The organism is Micromonospora sp. H61 (genome assembly GCF_018070325.1).
Lineage (GTDB): Bacteria > Actinomycetota > Actinomycetes > Mycobacteriales > Micromonosporaceae > Micromonospora > Micromonospora salmantinae.
This window is the reverse complement of the sequence record NZ_JAGPXY010000105.1, coordinates 1-15301: the sequence shown is the minus strand read 5'-3', so window position 1 is coordinate 15301 and position 15301 is coordinate 1. Positions and strand designations below refer to the sequence as shown.

At 70.7% G+C, this 15301-nt stretch carries 15 protein-coding genes and 1 pseudogene; 8 read left to right on the top strand and 8 right to left on the bottom strand.

The window, feature by feature from the left end; translation table 11 throughout:
• Window positions 1-64 precede the first annotated feature (64 nt).
• A complete protein-coding gene (locus tag KBX08_RS30510) occupies window positions 65-313 on the bottom strand; it encodes a hypothetical protein (protein ID WP_210787067.1) in 249 nt (82 codons plus the stop codon).
• A gap of 74 nt (window positions 314-387) precedes the next feature.
• Window positions 388-657, bottom strand: coding sequence for a DivIVA domain-containing protein (locus KBX08_RS30505; RefSeq protein ID WP_210787059.1), 270 nt, complete (start codon window positions 655-657; stop codon window positions 388-390).
• Between the two features lie 335 nt (window positions 658-992).
• Between KBX08_RS30505 and KBX08_RS30500 the strand changes: the two genes are divergently transcribed.
• Together KBX08_RS30500 and KBX08_RS30495 are read left to right on the top strand one after the other, a co-directional pair.
• Window positions 993-1862 carry a helix-turn-helix transcriptional regulator gene (locus KBX08_RS30500; RefSeq protein ID WP_210787057.1) on the top strand — a complete coding sequence of 290 codons (870 nt, stop codon included), beginning with the start codon at window positions 993-995 and terminating at the stop codon, window positions 1860-1862.
• Entirely contained in the window at window positions 1859-2068 is a 210-nt protein-coding gene (locus KBX08_RS30495; protein WP_210787049.1) for a DUF397 domain-containing protein, read from the top strand. Before KBX08_RS30500 ends, KBX08_RS30495 begins: the two co-directional genes overlap by 4 nt.
• On the opposite strand, the gene KBX08_RS30490 is transcribed toward KBX08_RS30495, so the two are convergent.
• Window positions 2065-2682, bottom strand: coding sequence for a TetR/AcrR family transcriptional regulator (locus KBX08_RS30490; RefSeq protein ID WP_210787047.1), 618 nt, complete (start codon window positions 2680-2682; stop codon window positions 2065-2067). The genes KBX08_RS30495 and KBX08_RS30490 overlap by 4 nt on opposite strands.
• A gap of 40 nt (window positions 2683-2722) precedes the next feature.
• On the opposite strand from KBX08_RS30490, the gene KBX08_RS30485 reads away from it, so the two are divergent.
• Both KBX08_RS30485 and KBX08_RS30480 read left to right on the top strand, forming a co-directional pair.
• Window positions 2723-3880 carry a glycosyltransferase gene (locus KBX08_RS30485; protein WP_210787045.1) on the top strand — a complete coding sequence of 386 codons (1158 nt, stop codon included), beginning with the start codon at window positions 2723-2725 and terminating at the stop codon, window positions 3878-3880.
• Window positions 3881-4027: 147 nt separating this feature from the next.
• Window positions 4028-4975, top strand: a complete 948-nt coding sequence (locus KBX08_RS30480) for a sporulation protein (protein WP_210787043.1) — start codon at window positions 4028-4030, stop codon at window positions 4973-4975.
• Window positions 4976-5041: 66 nt separating this feature from the next.
• On the opposite strand, the gene KBX08_RS30475 is transcribed toward KBX08_RS30480, so the two are convergent.
• Both KBX08_RS30475 and KBX08_RS34170 read right to left on the bottom strand, forming a co-directional pair.
• Window positions 5042-5419: a hypothetical protein gene (locus KBX08_RS30475; protein WP_210787042.1), complete on the bottom strand. Its 378-nt coding sequence runs from the start codon at window positions 5417-5419 to the stop codon at window positions 5042-5044.
• 178 nt (window positions 5420-5597) lie between these two features.
• Window positions 5598-7640 (bottom strand): glycerophosphodiester phosphodiesterase family protein, encoded by a 2043-nt coding sequence (locus KBX08_RS34170; RefSeq protein ID WP_307850692.1) that lies wholly within the window; start codon window positions 7638-7640, stop codon window positions 5598-5600.
• A 191-nt stretch (window positions 7641-7831) separates the two neighbouring features.
• Between KBX08_RS34170 and KBX08_RS30465 the strand changes: the two genes are divergently transcribed.
• The gene (locus KBX08_RS30465) at window positions 7832-8251 is read left to right on the top strand and encodes a hypothetical protein (RefSeq protein WP_210787040.1); all 420 of its coding nucleotides are present in this window, start codon (window positions 7832-7834) and stop codon (window positions 8249-8251) included.
• Between the two features lie 56 nt (window positions 8252-8307).
• On the opposite strand, the gene KBX08_RS30460 is transcribed toward KBX08_RS30465, so the two are convergent.
• Window positions 8308-10527 (bottom strand): ATP-binding domain-containing protein, encoded by a 2220-nt coding sequence (locus KBX08_RS30460; protein ID WP_210787063.1) that lies wholly within the window; start codon window positions 10525-10527, stop codon window positions 8308-8310.
• A gap of 221 nt (window positions 10528-10748) precedes the next feature.
• On the opposite strand from KBX08_RS30460, the gene KBX08_RS30455 reads away from it, so the two are divergent.
• The gene (locus KBX08_RS30455; protein ID WP_210787038.1) at window positions 10749-11375 is read left to right on the top strand and encodes an SGNH/GDSL hydrolase family protein; all 627 of its coding nucleotides are present in this window, start codon (window positions 10749-10751) and stop codon (window positions 11373-11375) included.
• A 68-nt stretch (window positions 11376-11443) separates the two neighbouring features.
• On the opposite strand, the gene KBX08_RS30450 is transcribed toward KBX08_RS30455, so the two are convergent.
• On the bottom strand, window positions 11444-12571 hold the full coding sequence (locus tag KBX08_RS30450) for a sigma-E factor regulatory protein RseB domain-containing protein (RefSeq protein WP_210787036.1): 1128 nt from the start codon (window positions 12569-12571) through the stop codon (window positions 11444-11446).
• 95 nt (window positions 12572-12666) lie between these two features.
• Between KBX08_RS30450 and KBX08_RS30445 the strand changes: the two genes are divergently transcribed.
• Window positions 12667-13323, top strand: coding sequence for a response regulator transcription factor (locus KBX08_RS30445; protein ID WP_210787034.1), 657 nt, complete (start codon window positions 12667-12669; stop codon window positions 13321-13323).
• A gap of 74 nt (window positions 13324-13397) precedes the next feature.
• Window positions 13398-14771 carry a cell wall metabolism sensor histidine kinase WalK gene (locus KBX08_RS30440; RefSeq protein ID WP_210787061.1) on the top strand — a complete coding sequence of 458 codons (1374 nt, stop codon included), beginning with the start codon at window positions 13398-13400 and terminating at the stop codon, window positions 14769-14771.
• Window positions 14772-15132: 361 nt separating this feature from the next.
• On the opposite strand, the pseudogene KBX08_RS34950 reads toward KBX08_RS30440, so the two are convergent.
• Window positions 15133-15301, bottom strand: a pseudogene (locus KBX08_RS34950) (tetratricopeptide repeat protein); the annotation flags it as partial.

The window sequence follows — 15301 nt, the reverse complement described above, 5'->3', positions numbered from 1 at the left end:
CTTAGGGGCGATCCACGCATTTCGGCAACCGAAACCGCAAGTTCGCGTAGGGTGGCGGTTCGGCTTAGGGGCCGTTGTTGGGTAGGCAGGCACCCACGTGGTCGGCCTGCCGCGCGCAGCGGCGGCGATCGGGCATGATCCGGTCGCAGAAAACCCAATGTCGTACGTGCTGCGCGTCCTCGGCCGACACTGTGATGCCGGCGACGTCGACCTGTGGCGTCGAGGCCAGCGACCGGGCGAGAGTACGGGCCAGATCCAGCGCTCCGGCCAGGTCGGTGACCGCCACCGGCAGGTGGATCACATACCGAGGCATCTCCGCGTGCGCCCCGACGGCGAACCGCGGCAACGGCGTGAAAAGACCGCTGTACTGGTGGTCCCATCCCGGGCTCACGGCTGACGCCGGTCGGACCAGGCGCTCTGCCAATCGCGCAGCGCGCGCTTGACACGGGCGTTCTCCTCGCTGAGCCGAGCCACATCGTGGTGCAGCGTCGCCAGGTCGAGCGCGACGCGGTGCAGGAACCGTCGTACCTCCCCGGGGTCCAGGCCTCGTCGGCCGAAACCGACGACGGTGAACTGCCGGTCCCGGACCTGGCTCGGGTGCAGCCGAGCCAGCCGACCGCCGTGGAGCGTGCCGTCGTAGAGAGTGCCTCGGGTCATTCATCACCTCGCGTGTCGTCGACAGATGGGCGGGTCAGGGTCGCGAAGGGGCCCTTTGCCGTGGTAGTTATTCGTCAAGTCGGTTCGGAGCCGGGATTCGCACATCCCGACGCTCTAGTTGAGACCCGACGAGAGCGGGTATGCGCCTGCCACTCGCGAGGCCGTCTCTCGTCACCTTCTCGGCTGTTGGCACAGCCGCGGTTGCCGTGTTTGCACCGGGCGTCCCCGGGGGCCGGCGACCACCCTCACCCGAAGGCCACGTTTCCAGTGGCCTCGGTGTTGGTGCAACGACACCAACGGAATTTGTCTTGAGGGTCCATGAGGAGAGGGGCACCATGCCCGCCAGGCGTGAATCGTTCGTGCAGACATTGCGTGCCCAATGGCTCGGTCAGCAGATGCGGCAGCTACGGGAGCAACGCGGCATCACTCTCAAGCAGGCCGCCGAGTTCCTGGAGCGCGACTTTTCGTCGATCGCCCGCTGGGAGCGCGCCGAGTGGCCGTTCCGGCGTGGCGTTGTCGTGTCGCTGCTTGACCTCTACGGCGAGCACGACGGGCGCGAGCGGAACCGCTTCATCCAGCTCGCCGAGGATGCCTGGCGAACGGACAGGTGGGACGACGACTACGACGAGTTGGTTGACGCCTCGTTCATCGATTTCCCTTGGCTCGAAAGCAGGGCAGAGCGAATCTGCTCCTGGGATGCCTTCCTCATGCCAGGTCTCATGCAGACACCGGCCTACGCGGAGGCGGTGATCCGTAACGCGGAGGGGGAGCAGGCGACAGATTTCTCGGTCGGCAAGTGGCTGCAACTCAGGATCGACCGTCAACGTGTTCTCACGCGAAATCCGACTGTCCGTGTCGCGGCGATCATCGATGAAAGCGTGCTACGCCGACCTGTTGGCGGCCCTGCCGTGATGCGCGGTCAACTCCACCATCTGGGCGAGCTGATCGGCCAGCCGAACATCGACGTCCGTGTGTTGCTATCAAGGGTCGGGCTGCATGCCGGTCTCGATGGCTCCTTCGTACTCTTCGGGATGCCCAAGCCATACCCGGAGGTCGCGTATGCCGAGACACTGGGCGGGCGCCGCTTCATGGAATCGCCAAAGTCGAAGCGCTACGCGCTTGCGTACGATCAGCTTCGTGATGTCGCGTTGGATCAGCGCGAGGCGGCCAAGCTGATCTCGAAGATCAAGGAGGAACTGCCATGAGTGAAGCCCTGCCGGCGGTGGCCTGGCACATCAGCACCCGGAGCAACAGCAATGGTGGTAGCTGTGTTGAGGCAGGGCCGGTTCTGGACGGTTCCGGTCGAGTGGCGGTACGGGACAGCAAGGATCGTGCGGCGGCAACACTCGTCTACCCCGCCGAGGGGTGGACCGCGTTCGTCCTCGGCGTCAAGGTGGGCGAGTTCGGCTAGGAGTTGAGCAGTGCCTCGGCGGCCCGTTCGACCAGCCACCGCTCGGCCTCGTCGTACGACCAGCCGCCCTCGTCGACGAGCTGCGGCCAGGAGTGCAGCCCGAAGTAGAACCAGAGCACCTGGGTTGCCTGTTCGACGGTGAGGCCCGGCCGCAGGGCCGACAGCTCGTCGAGGCGGACCGCGCCGACCCGCAGGGCCTGCCGGTAGGCCGCCGCCGCGTCCCGCGCCACGGTTGCCGCGCTCGGGGTCATGCCGGCGGCCGCCTTCATGAGGGCTACCTGCTGGTGGTGGTTCTGGTGACCGTACCGGGTCCCGGCGCCGATCAGGCGCAGGACCTCCCGGGGGTCGGTGGCGACCGCGACGGCCGCCACGTTGCGGGTGGTCTCGGGGTCGTTGACGCCCGACTCGATCAATGCTCGCAGCAGGGTCGGCTTGCCGCCGACGCTTGTGTAGACGGTCGCCACGGCTACTCGGGCGCGCGCGGCGATGTCGTTGATTGTTGTCGTGGCGTACCCCTGGGCGAGGAACAGGTGCTGGGCCGACTCCAAGATCAATTGTCGGGTCTGTTCGGCGCTCTCCTGACGCCGGCTGGCGCGGGGGTGAGCTGCGGTCATCAGGGCACTATACGGCGGCACTCATCAGAAGAGTACTCTGATGATCATGCGACTCCTCTTCTCAAACGTGCCCGCTTTTGGGCACTTCCTCCCTCTGCTGCCGCTGGCCCGCGCGTTTCGTCGCCAGGGTCACGACGTCGCCGTGATCACCGCCGCAGGCATGACTCCGCTCATCGCCCCCGAGGGGATCGAGCTGCTGCCGGCCGGTCCCATGCCGGACGTGCTCTTCGCCGAGGTGGGGCGCAAGCTCGGCCTCAACCCGGCGACCGAGCCCACCCCCGAGGCGGTCGCCGAGTTCTTCGCCGGCGTGCGGGTCGACCTGACCGCCGACGAGGCGTTGGCGCAGGCGAGAAGCTGGCGACCCGACCTGATCGTCAGCGAGATGGTCGACTTCGTGGGACCGCTGGTCGCCACCAGCCTCGGCGTACCCCTGGCCACCCTCGCCTTCGGGCCGTCGGTGCCGGCCGAGTTCACCGACGCGCTCACCGCCGTCGTCCGCTCCCGCTACGAGGAGCGCGGGCTGCCCGCACCCGAGCGCACCCCCGCCGGTCGTTGGCTGCTGGACACCTGCCCGCCCGGTCTCCAGTTCGAGAACTTCGCCGTACCGTCGGGAATGGAGCGGATCGCGCTGCGACCCGAACCCCACCAGGCGCCCGACGCCCCGAGCGGTGGCGGCACCCCGGCGGCCGGCGGCCGGCCCCGGGTCCTGGTGAGCTTCGGTACGGTCTTCGCCGACCCCGCCGTCGTCGGTCCGCTTCTGGGGGCCCTCACCGACGTCGACGTCGATGTGCTGGCCACGCTCGGCCTCGACGGCAAGCCGGAGGACTACCAGCTCGACTCCGACCGGGTCGAGTTCAGCCCGTTCGTGCCGTTGGCGCAGCTGCTGGAGAACGCCGACGCGGCCATCACCCACGGCGGCGCCGGCACCACCCTCGGCACGCTGGCCCGCGGCATCCCCATGGTGGTCGTACCCCAGGGCGCTGACCAGTTCTTCCAGGCCGACCGGGTCGCGGCGTCCGGTGCGGGCCTCGCGCTGATGCCCGGCCAGGCCGACCCGGCGGCCATCGCGGCGGCCCTGCGCCGGGTGCTCGACGAGCCGACGTTCGCCGAGGCGGCACGCCGGATCAGCGCCGAGATCGTCGCCATGCCGTCGCCCGACCAGGTCGCCGAGCGGCTGCGCGCCGAAGTCATCTATTAAGGCCCCGCTGCTGGGGCTGATCGCGTGGCCAACGAACGTGGCGGCAGCGCGGCGCTTCACAGCCACCTCACAGGGGTGATGGATAGGGTGCCGTCCGAGTCACGTCCGACTCCAGCCTGGAGCGGTCGGCGTCGCACAGGAGTTCCGATGGTCTTCAAGAAGATGTTGAGCGCGTTCGGTGTGGGCGGTCCCAGCGTGGACACCGTGCTGACCAACCCCAACACCCGGCCCGGCCTGACCCTCGACGGGCAGGTCAACCTCGTCGGTGGCGACGCTGAGGCAGCCATCGAGCAGGTGGTGATCGGCCTGGTCACCCGGGTCGAGGTCGAGGGGCACGACACCGAGTACGCGGGCACGATGGAGTTCCACCGCATGGCGGTCAGCGGGTCGCTCGTACTCGCCCCGAAGCAGCAGCTCTCGATCCCGTTCCAGCTGCCGGTGCCGTGGGAGACCCCGATCACCGACGTGTACGGCCAGCGCCTGCACGGTATGACGATGGGTCTGCGTACCGAGTTGGCGATCGCCCGAGCGGTCGACAAGAGCGACCTGGACCAGGTGGCGGTGCACCCGCTGCCGGTGCACGAGCGGATCCTGGAGGCGTTCCAGCGGCTCGGCTTCCGGTTCAAGCACGCCGACCTGGAGCGTGGTCACATCCGGGGCGTGCAGCAGACGCTGCCGTTCTACCAGGAGATCGAGTTCTTCGCGTCTCCGCAGTACGCGAGCACCATCCGGGAGGTCGAGCTGACCTTCGTGACCAGCCAGCGTGGTGTGGAGGTCATCCTGGAGTGCGACAAGCGCGGCGGGTTCCTCAGCGCCGGGCACGACGCGTTCGGCCGCTACCAGGTGTCGCACACCGACGTTGACCGGGTGGACTGGGCGCAGGTCGTCGACGGCTGGCTGCGCGAGACCACGTCCCGCTACGGCAGCCTGCGCTCCCAGTACGGCCCGAGCCACGGCCACGGTCACAGCCGTGGGCACGGCATGGGCGGCATGGTGGCCGGCGCCGCGCTGGGTGTCGCCGGCGGCATGATCGCCGGCGAGATGATTGAGGAATCGTTCGAGGGTGACTTCGGCGACTTCGGTGGCGACGAGTAGCCCGTTACGAACATGACGGTGGCCTCCGGGAGGATCTCCCGGAGGCCACCGTGCACTGTGAACCGGTCAGTGCCGGGCCTTGCGCTCCTCGCCGCTGCGCCAGTTGCTGCCGGCCTTCGAGAGGCCACGGCTACCGAGGTAGCCAAGCGTCAGCAGGGTGATCAGGAACCAGGCGTTGTCGGCCCGGAAGATGTCCACTCCGGCGGAGTTCTTACCGACGACCTGCGACGCGCCCAGTACGGCGGCCACCGCGATCAGGTAGATCCAGAACTCGGTGGTCTTGAAGGCCTGCTTGGTCTCCGTACCGGGTGCCTGCATGTCGTTGCGGCGCCCGTCATGCATGACCGGCATTTGCTGGGTCTGCATGTCCCGCATCTGAGCGGGATTCTGCGGGTCGTTCATGGGCCGGTTCATCGGCCGGGTGGAAGCAGCCTGCGTGCTCATCTGGTCCTCCTCAGGATGCGATGAGTCGTACCTGCATTCCCTCGCCCCGCTACCGCGTTTCGGCCACGGCACGGTTCGCTTTCGTGGCGGGGACAACCCCCGACTACCCGAGGCCCCGGAGCAGGTAACACCGATCGCCGGCCGGAAAAGTCCGGCCGGCGATCGGGTGGTCGACGGGTCAGCGCAGGCCGTTGCGGGTCGCCACGCTCACCAGAAGGTCGGGGTCGTCGGTGATGATGCCGTCGACGCCCAGGTCGATGACCCGCTGCATCACCGCCGCGTCATCAACGGTGTAGGGGATCACCTTCAGGTCGTAGCGCGTCTGCAGGGTCCGAACGTCCGGTCCGTGGAAGTACGCCGGGTTCTCCCGCAGGTACCAGTCGGTCGAGGCGACAGTGCCCTGCTTCGGGTCGTGCACCTGCCAGTTGGCGGACACCGTGCCAGCGCCCGCGGCCCGGGTCAGCTTGCCCAGGTCCTGGTACTTCCACCAGTCCAGCCCACCGGTCCACGGGCTCTTCACCGACGGGTTGCCGTAGACCGCCTGCAGCGAGCACTCGTCGGCGAGGGTCGCGCACTCGGTCGGGCCGTACTGCCAGACCAGACCGACAGTGCCGATCCGCCGGTCGAGCTGCCGGGCGTACGTGATGGTGCGCCAGTCGAACGACTGGATGGTGGCCCGGCTGGTGAAGCCGGCCCGCTGGATCGCGTCGACGAGCTTGCGGGTGAAGCTGCGGTACGGCTCGGTGTCGTTCACCACCGGGCTGATCTTCGTTTCGATGTTCATTCCGATGTCGGTGCGGCCACTCGCCTTCACCAGGGCGAACACCTCGTCCAGGGTCGGAATCCGGGCACCGGGCGCGGGCACCTGGGCGGGCAGCTCGGGCAGCGTCTTCGTGCCGCAGTCAACGGTCTTGAGCTGCGCCAGTGTCAACTCGTGCACCGGCTTGCCCACGTACGGGAACTTCCGGTCTCCCGGGCGCACCGGGGCGGTGTCGACGCAGTGCGACCCGTTGACGGTGCGGTCGTGCAGCACCACGAGCTTGCCGTCGGCCGTCACGTTGGTGTCCAGCTCAAGGGTGGAGATGGCCCGGTTGGACAGCGCGTTCGCGAACGCCGGCAGGGTGTTCTCCGGTCGGGTGGCCCGACCGCCCCGGTGTGCCTGGATGTCGAACGGCGCGGTGTACGCCTTCGGCAACCGGTAACCGCGCTGCGCCAGCAGGCCACGCAGCCGGTCCGGGTAGTCGGTGATGATGCCGTCCACGCCGTCGTCGATCAGCTTGGTCATGGTCGGCACGTCGTCGACAGTCCACGGGATCACCTTGATCCCGTAGCGGTGCGCCTGGGCGACCATCTCCTTCGTGACGTACGGCTTGTAGCCCGGGTCGGTGACAGTGCCGTTCTGCGGGGACCCGTGCACCGGCGAGAAGGCGCTGACGCCGAAGCTGCGGATCGCCTTGATCGGGTCGCCGCCGAAGTCGTCGATGTCCAGCCCACCCAGCCACGGCGAGGCACCCGGCTGACCGGTCTGGAGGAAGTCGTAGTTGGTCAGGGCGACCAGCGGCAGCTTCGGCTCGACCTGACGCATCCGCATCAGCGCGCCCCAGTCGAAGCTCTGGATGGTGACCTGCTTGAGCAACCCGGCGGCGCGGATCTCGGCGGCGGTGACCCGGACGAACTGCTCGCGGGGGGCGGTCTCGGTCGGCGCGCCAGCCTCGACCTTGGTCTCGACGTTGAGCTTCACGTCCTTCGCCCGGTAGCGGTTGACCAGGGCGAAGACCTCACGCAGCAGCGGCATCCGGGCACCGGGGACGGCGAGCTGGCCGGGCTTGTCCGGCAGCGTCTTTGAGCCGCAGTCGAGCGAGCGCACCTGGGCCAGGCTGAGCGTGTTGATGTACTTCCCGACGTACGGGAACTCCGGGTCGCCGGGCGTCACCGCTGTGGTGTCGACGCACTTGGTCCCGGTGACCTTGCGGTCGTGGGTGACGACGGCCTGGCCGTCCTCGGTGATCTGCACGTCCAGTTCGAGGGTGGTCACCCCGAGCTGGAGGGCGTTGCCGAAGGAGGCGAGAGTGTTCTCCACCCGCAGCCCGAGGCCACCCCGGTGGGCCTGCACGTCGAATGTCCGGTCCGGTCGTGGCTTCGCCTGGGCGGGCACCGCGAGCCCGGTCGTCACCGTTGCGGCCACCAGGGCCGCGACGGCGGTACGGCGTACTGTGCGCACGCTGTCATCCCCTCCTGCCGGCGGGCATCTCCCACCGGTCGCGGGACAGCATGGACATCTCGGGCTGCGGGAAGACGGCCGGCGGGCGGCGTGCTGGTGAACCGCCGTGGACGACCTTCCGGTCACGCCGGGTTTGGTCGGCCGGTGGCAGGGCACGCAGTCAGTTCCACAGCTTCTGCGAGGTGATGGACGTGCGTGAGGACGACATGCGGCAGGATGCCGCCCGCGAGGCCGAGGATCGGATCGCCGGCGGCGTGTACGGCAAGGGCGCCCTCGACGAGGTGACTGTGCCCCGCACCGATGTGGAGAGTCAGATCCAGCGCGACGACCCGTTCGATCCAGCGAAGGAACGGATCGACCCGCAGGTGCTGCGTGACGGCGGCCCCGTCGGCGGGCAGGGCGCGGTGACCACCACCGGTGGCACCGCCGGGCCGGCGAGCGTACGCCGGGTGGCCCGACAGCCGGAGCGACACCCGGGCACCGTCGCGCCGACCACCACCGGTGATGCCACCACCGGTGGCCTCAGCACCCCGATGGGCGGCGGCACCAGCGACCAGTCCACGTCGGCGACCGGCCCCGCAAAGTCCATCAGGGACAAATCGAACGACTAACCCGCACCCGCCGCCCCCGCCGAGTGACAACTCGGTGGGGACGGCGGGTTTCGTGGTCAGCTCGCCGGGCGGAGGACGCCCAGGCGTTGGGTGGCGCGGGTCAGGGCTACGTACAGGTCGCTTCGTCCGCGGGGGGACTCGGCCACCATCCGGTCCGGGTCGACCACCAGCACCGAGTCGAACTCCAACCCCTTGGCCTGCGCGACTGTCAACACCACCACCCGGCTCTCCAGCTCCGGATGCTCGCCGACGGCGGCCTCCGGCAGGGCGGCGGTCACCGCCGCACCCAGCTCGCCCACCCGGCCGGCCGGCACGAGCACCCCGAGCCGCCCCTGGGTCAGCCCGGCCGCCTCCCGGGTGGCCTCGGCGACCAACTCCGCCGCCAACCGGCCGTCGGGCACCGTCCGGTCCCACGGCGGTACGCCGCTCTCCCGCACCGAGCGCGGCGGCCGCAGTGCCGGGTCGATCTCAGCCAGTACCTCGGCGGCGACCGCCATGATCTCGGCGGGAGTGCGGTAGCTGACCGTCAGCTCGGTGAGCCGCCACCGCTGCTCGACGTACGGGGCGAGGGCGTCCGCCCAGGACGGCGTGCCGCTCAGCGCGCCGGTCTGTGCCACGTCCCCGACGATCGTCATCGACCGGCTCGGGCAGCGGCGCATCAGCAGTCGCCAGGCCATCGGCGAGAGCTCCTGCGCCTCGTCCACGATCACGTGGCCGAACGCCCAGGTGCGGTCGGCGGCGGCCCGCTGCGCGGTGGTCAGCCGGTCGGCCTCCTCCTGCCGCTCCAGCAGCCGATCCGCGTCGATGAGGTCGGTCACGCCCAGGATCTCACCGCCCTCGGCCTCGTCCTCGACGTCGATCGAGCGGGAACCCCGGGCGATCTCCAGCACGCCCTCGGCGTACTCCCGTTCCATCATCCGGATGCGGTCCCGCCGGGCGGCGGCGGCGCGTTCGTCCTCGCCGAGCAGTTCGGCGGCCTCGTCCAGCAGCGGGACGTCGGCCGGCGTCCAGCCACCGGGCTCGCGGCGCAGCAGCGCCCGCTCGTCCTCGCTGAGCATCGGCGCGGCGGCGGCGATCCGGTCCGGGTCGGCGTACAGGTCGGCGAGCAGCCGCTGCGGGGTGAGCACCGGCCACAGGCGGTCCAGGGCGGCCTGGATCTCCGTCTCCTCGCGCAGCTCGCGGCGGATCTCGGCCCGGTCCGCCTCGTCGAGGAGGTTGTCCCCGCCGAGCGGGTCGGCGCCGATCCGCTCGGCCACCTCGTCGGCGAGCGCGTGCACGATCTCCACGTCGAACAACGCGCGGGCCAGGTTGTGTGGTCGTTCGGCGCGGCGGACCCGATCCCGGGCCGCCCGCACGATCTCCGGGTCGAGGGTCAGCGTCTCCCGCTCGACCTCGATCTCCAGCGGCTCGTCCGGCACCCACTGCCGGTCCCGGACGGCCAGCGCCAACACCTCCGCCAGCACCGCCCGGCCCTTGAGCGCCGCGGTTCCGGCCGGCTCGGTCCGTTGGGCGCTCACTCCGGGAAAGAGATCACCCTGGGTACGCAGCAGCACGCCGGTCTCGGCCAGCGTCGGCAGCACCTGGGAGATGTAGCGCAGGAAGGTCGCGTTCGGGCCGACCAGCAGCACGCCACGGCTGGAGAGTTCCCGGCGGTGCGTGTAGAGCAGGTACGCCGCCCGGTGCAGTGCGACAGCGGTCTTGCCGGTGCCGGGGCCGCCCTGGACCACCATCACACCCGGGAGTTCCGCGCGGATGACCTCGTCCTGCTCGGCCTGGATGGTCTCGACGATGTCGCGCATCCGGCCGGTACGGCCCGCGTTGAGCGCGGCGAGCAACGACGCCTCACCGGTCAGCTCCTCGTGGGCGCCGGGGGAGGCGGTGTCGATGTCGAGCACCTCGTCGTTGAGCCCGGTCACCTTGCGCTGTCGGGTACGCAGGTGCCGGCGACGGCGTACGCCCTGCGGGTTCGCGGCGGTGGCGAGGTAGAACGGGCGGGCGGCGGGTGCCCGCCAGTCCATCAGCAGCGGGTCGTAGTCACCACTGGTGTCGAAGATGCCGATCCGGCCGATGTAGCGGCGGGAGTCGTCGTCGCCGTCGAGACGGCCGAAGCAGAGCCCGTTCTCCACGGCGGAGAACTGTTCGACCTGATCGGCGTACATCGCTACCGAGCTGTCGCGCTGCGAGCGGTCCTGGAGGGTGCCGCCGGTGTTGTGCAGCTCGGCGGTGAGCCGGTGGGCGGCCTGCTCACGCAGTTGGTCCAGCCGGTTGTAGAGCATCGAGACGTACTCCTGCTCGCGACCGATCTCGTCGTCGAGCGGCAATTCGCCGGAACCGCCGGAGTGCCTTGACAAGCCGTCTCCCTAAAGATTAGAATCCTTTGCAGGAACGGCTTTTAGCCGTTCTTTTTTGTGCCTTCGAACTGTTGAAGATAGCGCGTTCCGCCGGTTCTCACCAAGCCCGGCGGTCCGGCGCGCCGGTGATCGCGAGGTGGCGGCGGATGATCCTGCGGACCGGGCAACGGGTGGTCTTCATCGGGGACAGCATCACCGATTGTGGTCGACGCGACGTCGCCGCGCCCTACGGCAGCGGATATGTGAGTCTCGTTCGCGCCCTGGTCGACGCCCGGCACCCCGAGTTGGAGCTGGAGTGGGTCAACCGGGGTGTGGGCGGCGACACGGTGCGCGACCTGGCCGCCCGCTGGGACGACGACGCCATCGCCGAGCACCCCGACTGGCTCGCGGTGCTGATCGGCATCAACGACATCTGGCGGCACTACGGTGACCGGCCGGATGAGGCCGTCGGCATCGAGGAGTACGAGCGCACCCTGCGCGACCTGCTCCGTCGGGCGGTCGACGCCACCGGCTGCCGACTGATCCTCGGTGACCCGTTCTTCATCGAGGCCGACCGGAGCGTCCCGCAACGCGCCGACACCGACCGGTACGCGGCGGTCGTGGCGGGGCTGGCCACCGAGTTCGACGCGGTGCACGTGCCCAACCAGGCGGCGTTCGACCGGGTGCTGGCGGTGAGTCCGGCGACGCGTTGGGCCGACGACCGGGTCCATCCGTACCTGCCCGGCCACGCGGTCCTCGCCGACGCGTACCTCAGCGCCCTCGGCGTCTCCTGACCTCGGTCTCACCCACAGCGAAGCGCCGGGCCGACCGTCAGGTCGACCCGGCGCGAACACTGCGGAGATCAGCCGCGCGCGGCCTGGTAGAGCCGCTCCGGCGTCACCGCTCCGGCGAGCACCCGGCCGTCGTCGGTGAGCAGCACGCTGAACAGCTTGCTGGTGAAGAGCCGACCGCTGCCCCAGTCGCCACTGACCGCCGGCAGCCCGCCGAGCAGCTTCGACATGTCCAGGTCCGGTGCGGTGCCGGCCGGGGGAGCGGCCGGCTTCGTGGCGGGCTTCCGGCCGACACCGGCCCCGTCGAGGCGGCCGACCAGCACTGTCGTCCAGCCGTCGCCCACCGCGCGGACCTGCGGGTCGCCCGCCGGCTCGACGTGACCGGGCTTGCCCGTCGGGCGCTCGGCCTTCTCCTCGTTGACTGTCACGCCGGGCGGCGGGTTGAAGCGGAACTGGTCGGCGTCCGGGCGGCGGTAGTCGACCTGGGTGAAGGCCACCTCGAACGCCGGCCGGTCGCTGCCCTTCGCGAGCACCTCGAAGCGCAGCGGCACGTGCTGCTTGGCGTCGATGGCGATCCGCAGCTGGTGCACCAGGGAGTCCTGGTCACGCGGCTGGAGCACCAACTCGTACGCGTCCCGGCCGGCGACGGTGGCCGACCGGCCCACGCTGACCTCGGTGCTCGGGTCGATCGCGCCCAACGCCAGGTCGGCGGCCTCCTGCGGGGTGGCCGGCAGGCTCGCTGCCGGTTCGGGGGCGGGCTTCCAGGCCCCGGCGTCGCCGCCCAGTGTGCGGTGGGTGGCGGTGTTGCTGCGGCTCTGCCACGTCCACAGGTCCCGGCCGTTGCGGATGATGTCCTGCTCGCCCAGCGTGTCCATCAGCGCGACCCGCTGCTGGTCCGGCCCGGAATACCAGACCCGCAGGGTGTGGGTGCCGGTCAGCAGGGTGGTCAGCTCGTTACCGGGAACCAGACCGACGAGTGGCGGCAGGCCGAGGTCGGCGCGTTGCACGACGGTCCCGGACAACCCCTCCAGCCGGGATGTCTGCAGGTCGACCAGGAGCTGAGCGGCGGTTCGGGGCGGCAGGCTCGGCTCGGCCTCGGCGGCGAACGTGCCGATCGCCGCGCCGCCGCCGATGACGGCGACGGCCGCGGTGGCCGGAACCAACCAGCGAAGGACGGGACGGCTTCTCAGGACGGACATGGTGGCACCTCCTGCGGCCATCTTGCCTCGTCCGTGCTGTGAGCGCGCTGAGGACACCGAACCGCGCCGATTGACCCGGGTGGCACCCTTGAGCTGTGCGGGTGCTGGTGGTGGAGGACGAGGCCCGGTTGGCGGCCGCCCTACAACGCGGTCTCCAGGCGGAGGGGTTCGCGGTGGACGTGGCGGCAACCGGCCCGGCGGGCCTGGACGCGGCCCGGCACGGCGGATACGACGCCATGATCCTCGACGTGATGCTGCCCGGCCTCTCCGGGTACGAGTTGGTCCGGCGGCTGCGCGCGGAGCAGCACTGGTTGCCGGTGCTGATGCTCTCCGCCAAGGACGGCGAGTACGACCAGGCCGACGGCCTCGACTGCGGCGCCGACGACTACCTGACCAAACCCTTCTCGTACGTGGTGCTGCTGGCCCGGCTGCGGGCGCTGCTGCGTCGGGGCACGCCGGAGCGCCCGACCGTGCTGGCGGTCGGTGACCTGCGGTTGGACCCGGCCCGCCGACGGGTGACCCGGGCGGACGCCGAGGTGGCGCTGACCGCGCGGGAGTTCGCGTTGCTGGACTACCTGATGCGCCGGCCGGGCCAGGTGATCTCCAAGGTCGAGTTGTTGGACCACGTCTGGGACGCGAGCCTGGAGACCGCGCCGAACGCCGTCGAGGTGTACGTCGGCTACCTGCGCCGCAAGCTCGGCCGGGACCGGCTGGAGACGGTCCGGGGCGCCGGCTACCGGCTGGCGACGTGACCGCCGACGGTCCGGCCGCCACCCGTCGGGGCAAGCCCGGCCGGATGCCGGTCCTCGGGCTACGCGGGCGGCTCATGGCGATCGGTGTGGTCGGTCTCACCATCGGGCTGGCCCTGGGCGGGGTGGTGCTGCTCGGCGCGCTCGGCTTCGTGCTCCAACGCACTGTCGACACCGAGGCGTTCCGCACCGCCGACGCGGTCGCCCTGCTCGCCGCCGAGGACGCGCTGCCCGACCCGCTGCCGGTGGCCGGCGGGCAGGTCCGCGTGCAGGTCGTCGACGGGCAGGGACGAATCCGGGCGGCCTCGATCGACGCCGACCGTCTGGTGCCGATGGTCCGCCCCGAGCGGCTGAACCGCGACGGTCGGCAGCGGCTCGAGGTGCCGGCCGAGCGGGTCGGGCTCGTCGGCCCGGTCCGGGTGGTCGCCGTACCCGCCGGCACCGCGGCCGACCCGCTCACCGTGCTGGTCGCCCGCTCGATGGCCGACGTGCGGCACAGCACCCATGTGGTCCGGACCATCCTGCTGGTGGCCTTCCCGTTGCTGGTGGCCGTGCTGGCCGGGGTGGCGTGGCGGGTGGTGGGCGCGACCCTGCGGCCGGTCGAGGCGTTACGTCGAGGCGCCGAGGAGATCACCGGGAGGGCCGGAGCCGGCCGGCTGCCGGTGCCGGCGTCGGCCGACGAGATCCACCGTCTGGCGGTCACCCTCAACGGCATGCTCGGCCGGCTGGAGTCCGCCCGCGTCCGGCAGCGAGCCTTCGTCTCCGACGCCGCGCACGAGTTGCGCAGCCCGTTGACCAACATCCGGACCGAGCTGGAGGTGGCCCAGCGCCTCGCCGACCGGACGGACTGGACGGCGGTGACCGCCAACCTGCTCGCCGACACCGACCGGCTGAGCCGCCTGGTCGACGATCTCCTGCTGCTGGCCCGCCTGGACGAGACTCCGCCGGCCCGGGGGACCGGCCCGGTGGAGCTGGGCGCGTTGCTGACCGAGGTCGCCGCCCGCTACCCGTCACCGCCGGTGCGGGTGACGCCGCCGGCGGGCCCGCTCTGGACGATCGGCACCGTCGAGGAGTTGCGTCGCGTGCTGGCCAACCTGGTCGACAACGCGGTACGCCACGCGCACGGCAGTGTCGTGCTCGCGGCGTCGACGGGGGCACCGACGGTGGGCTCTAGAGTCGGGCCTGGCGTCGGGGCGTACCACCTGGTGACGGTGACCGACGACGGCCCGGGGGTCGCGGTGGCGGACCGGGAGCGGGTCTTCGACCGGTTCACCCGGCTGGATGACGGACGGGCCCGCGACGACGGGGGAGCCGGCCTGGGGTTGGCCATCGTCCGGGAGTTGGTTCGACGCGCGGGCGGCAGCATCACCCTGACCGACGCGCCGGAGCAGCGAGGGCTACGGGTGTGCCTGCTGCTGCCGGCGTTGCCGGCCGAGGACCCCCCAAGATAGACGGGCCGTGACGGCGACCTCCCCCCACCGACCACCGATGCCCCCTTTGCTCTGCACCCGCGGACGCGACAGCTACCCAACGTGATGCTTGCCGGTGCGTGTCGAAGCGACGGCCACGACGTTTCAGCTGGTCAGCCGAGGTGGTGCGTATAGATAAGCAGAGCAAAGCCTGGGGGTGAGTGTGGGCGGGGGCGCCGGGTGTGACGGTTTGTCACGGCAGGTTCGTCAACGGGTAGGCCCACGCTGAGTGAGGTCTGCGGGGGTAGCGGCAAAGCGGTGGGGCGGGGCGTAGCGGGCAAGGGCAGTGGGTGGCGGGGCAGTGGCGGGCGGGGGCAAAGCTGGCGGAACAGCGGCTGGCGGGTCAGCGGCGGCGGGTGCAGACCTGCTTGGAACGGGCCACGGTGTCGGTGGACCAGGCGACGGCGACGGTGAAGCAGAAGTCGTTGGTGCGGTTGAGCGCGTAGATGACGAAGCTGGTGGTGCCGGCGGGCAGCGTCGCGAAGATGTTGTGGGCCTGCCCGGTGCGGCCG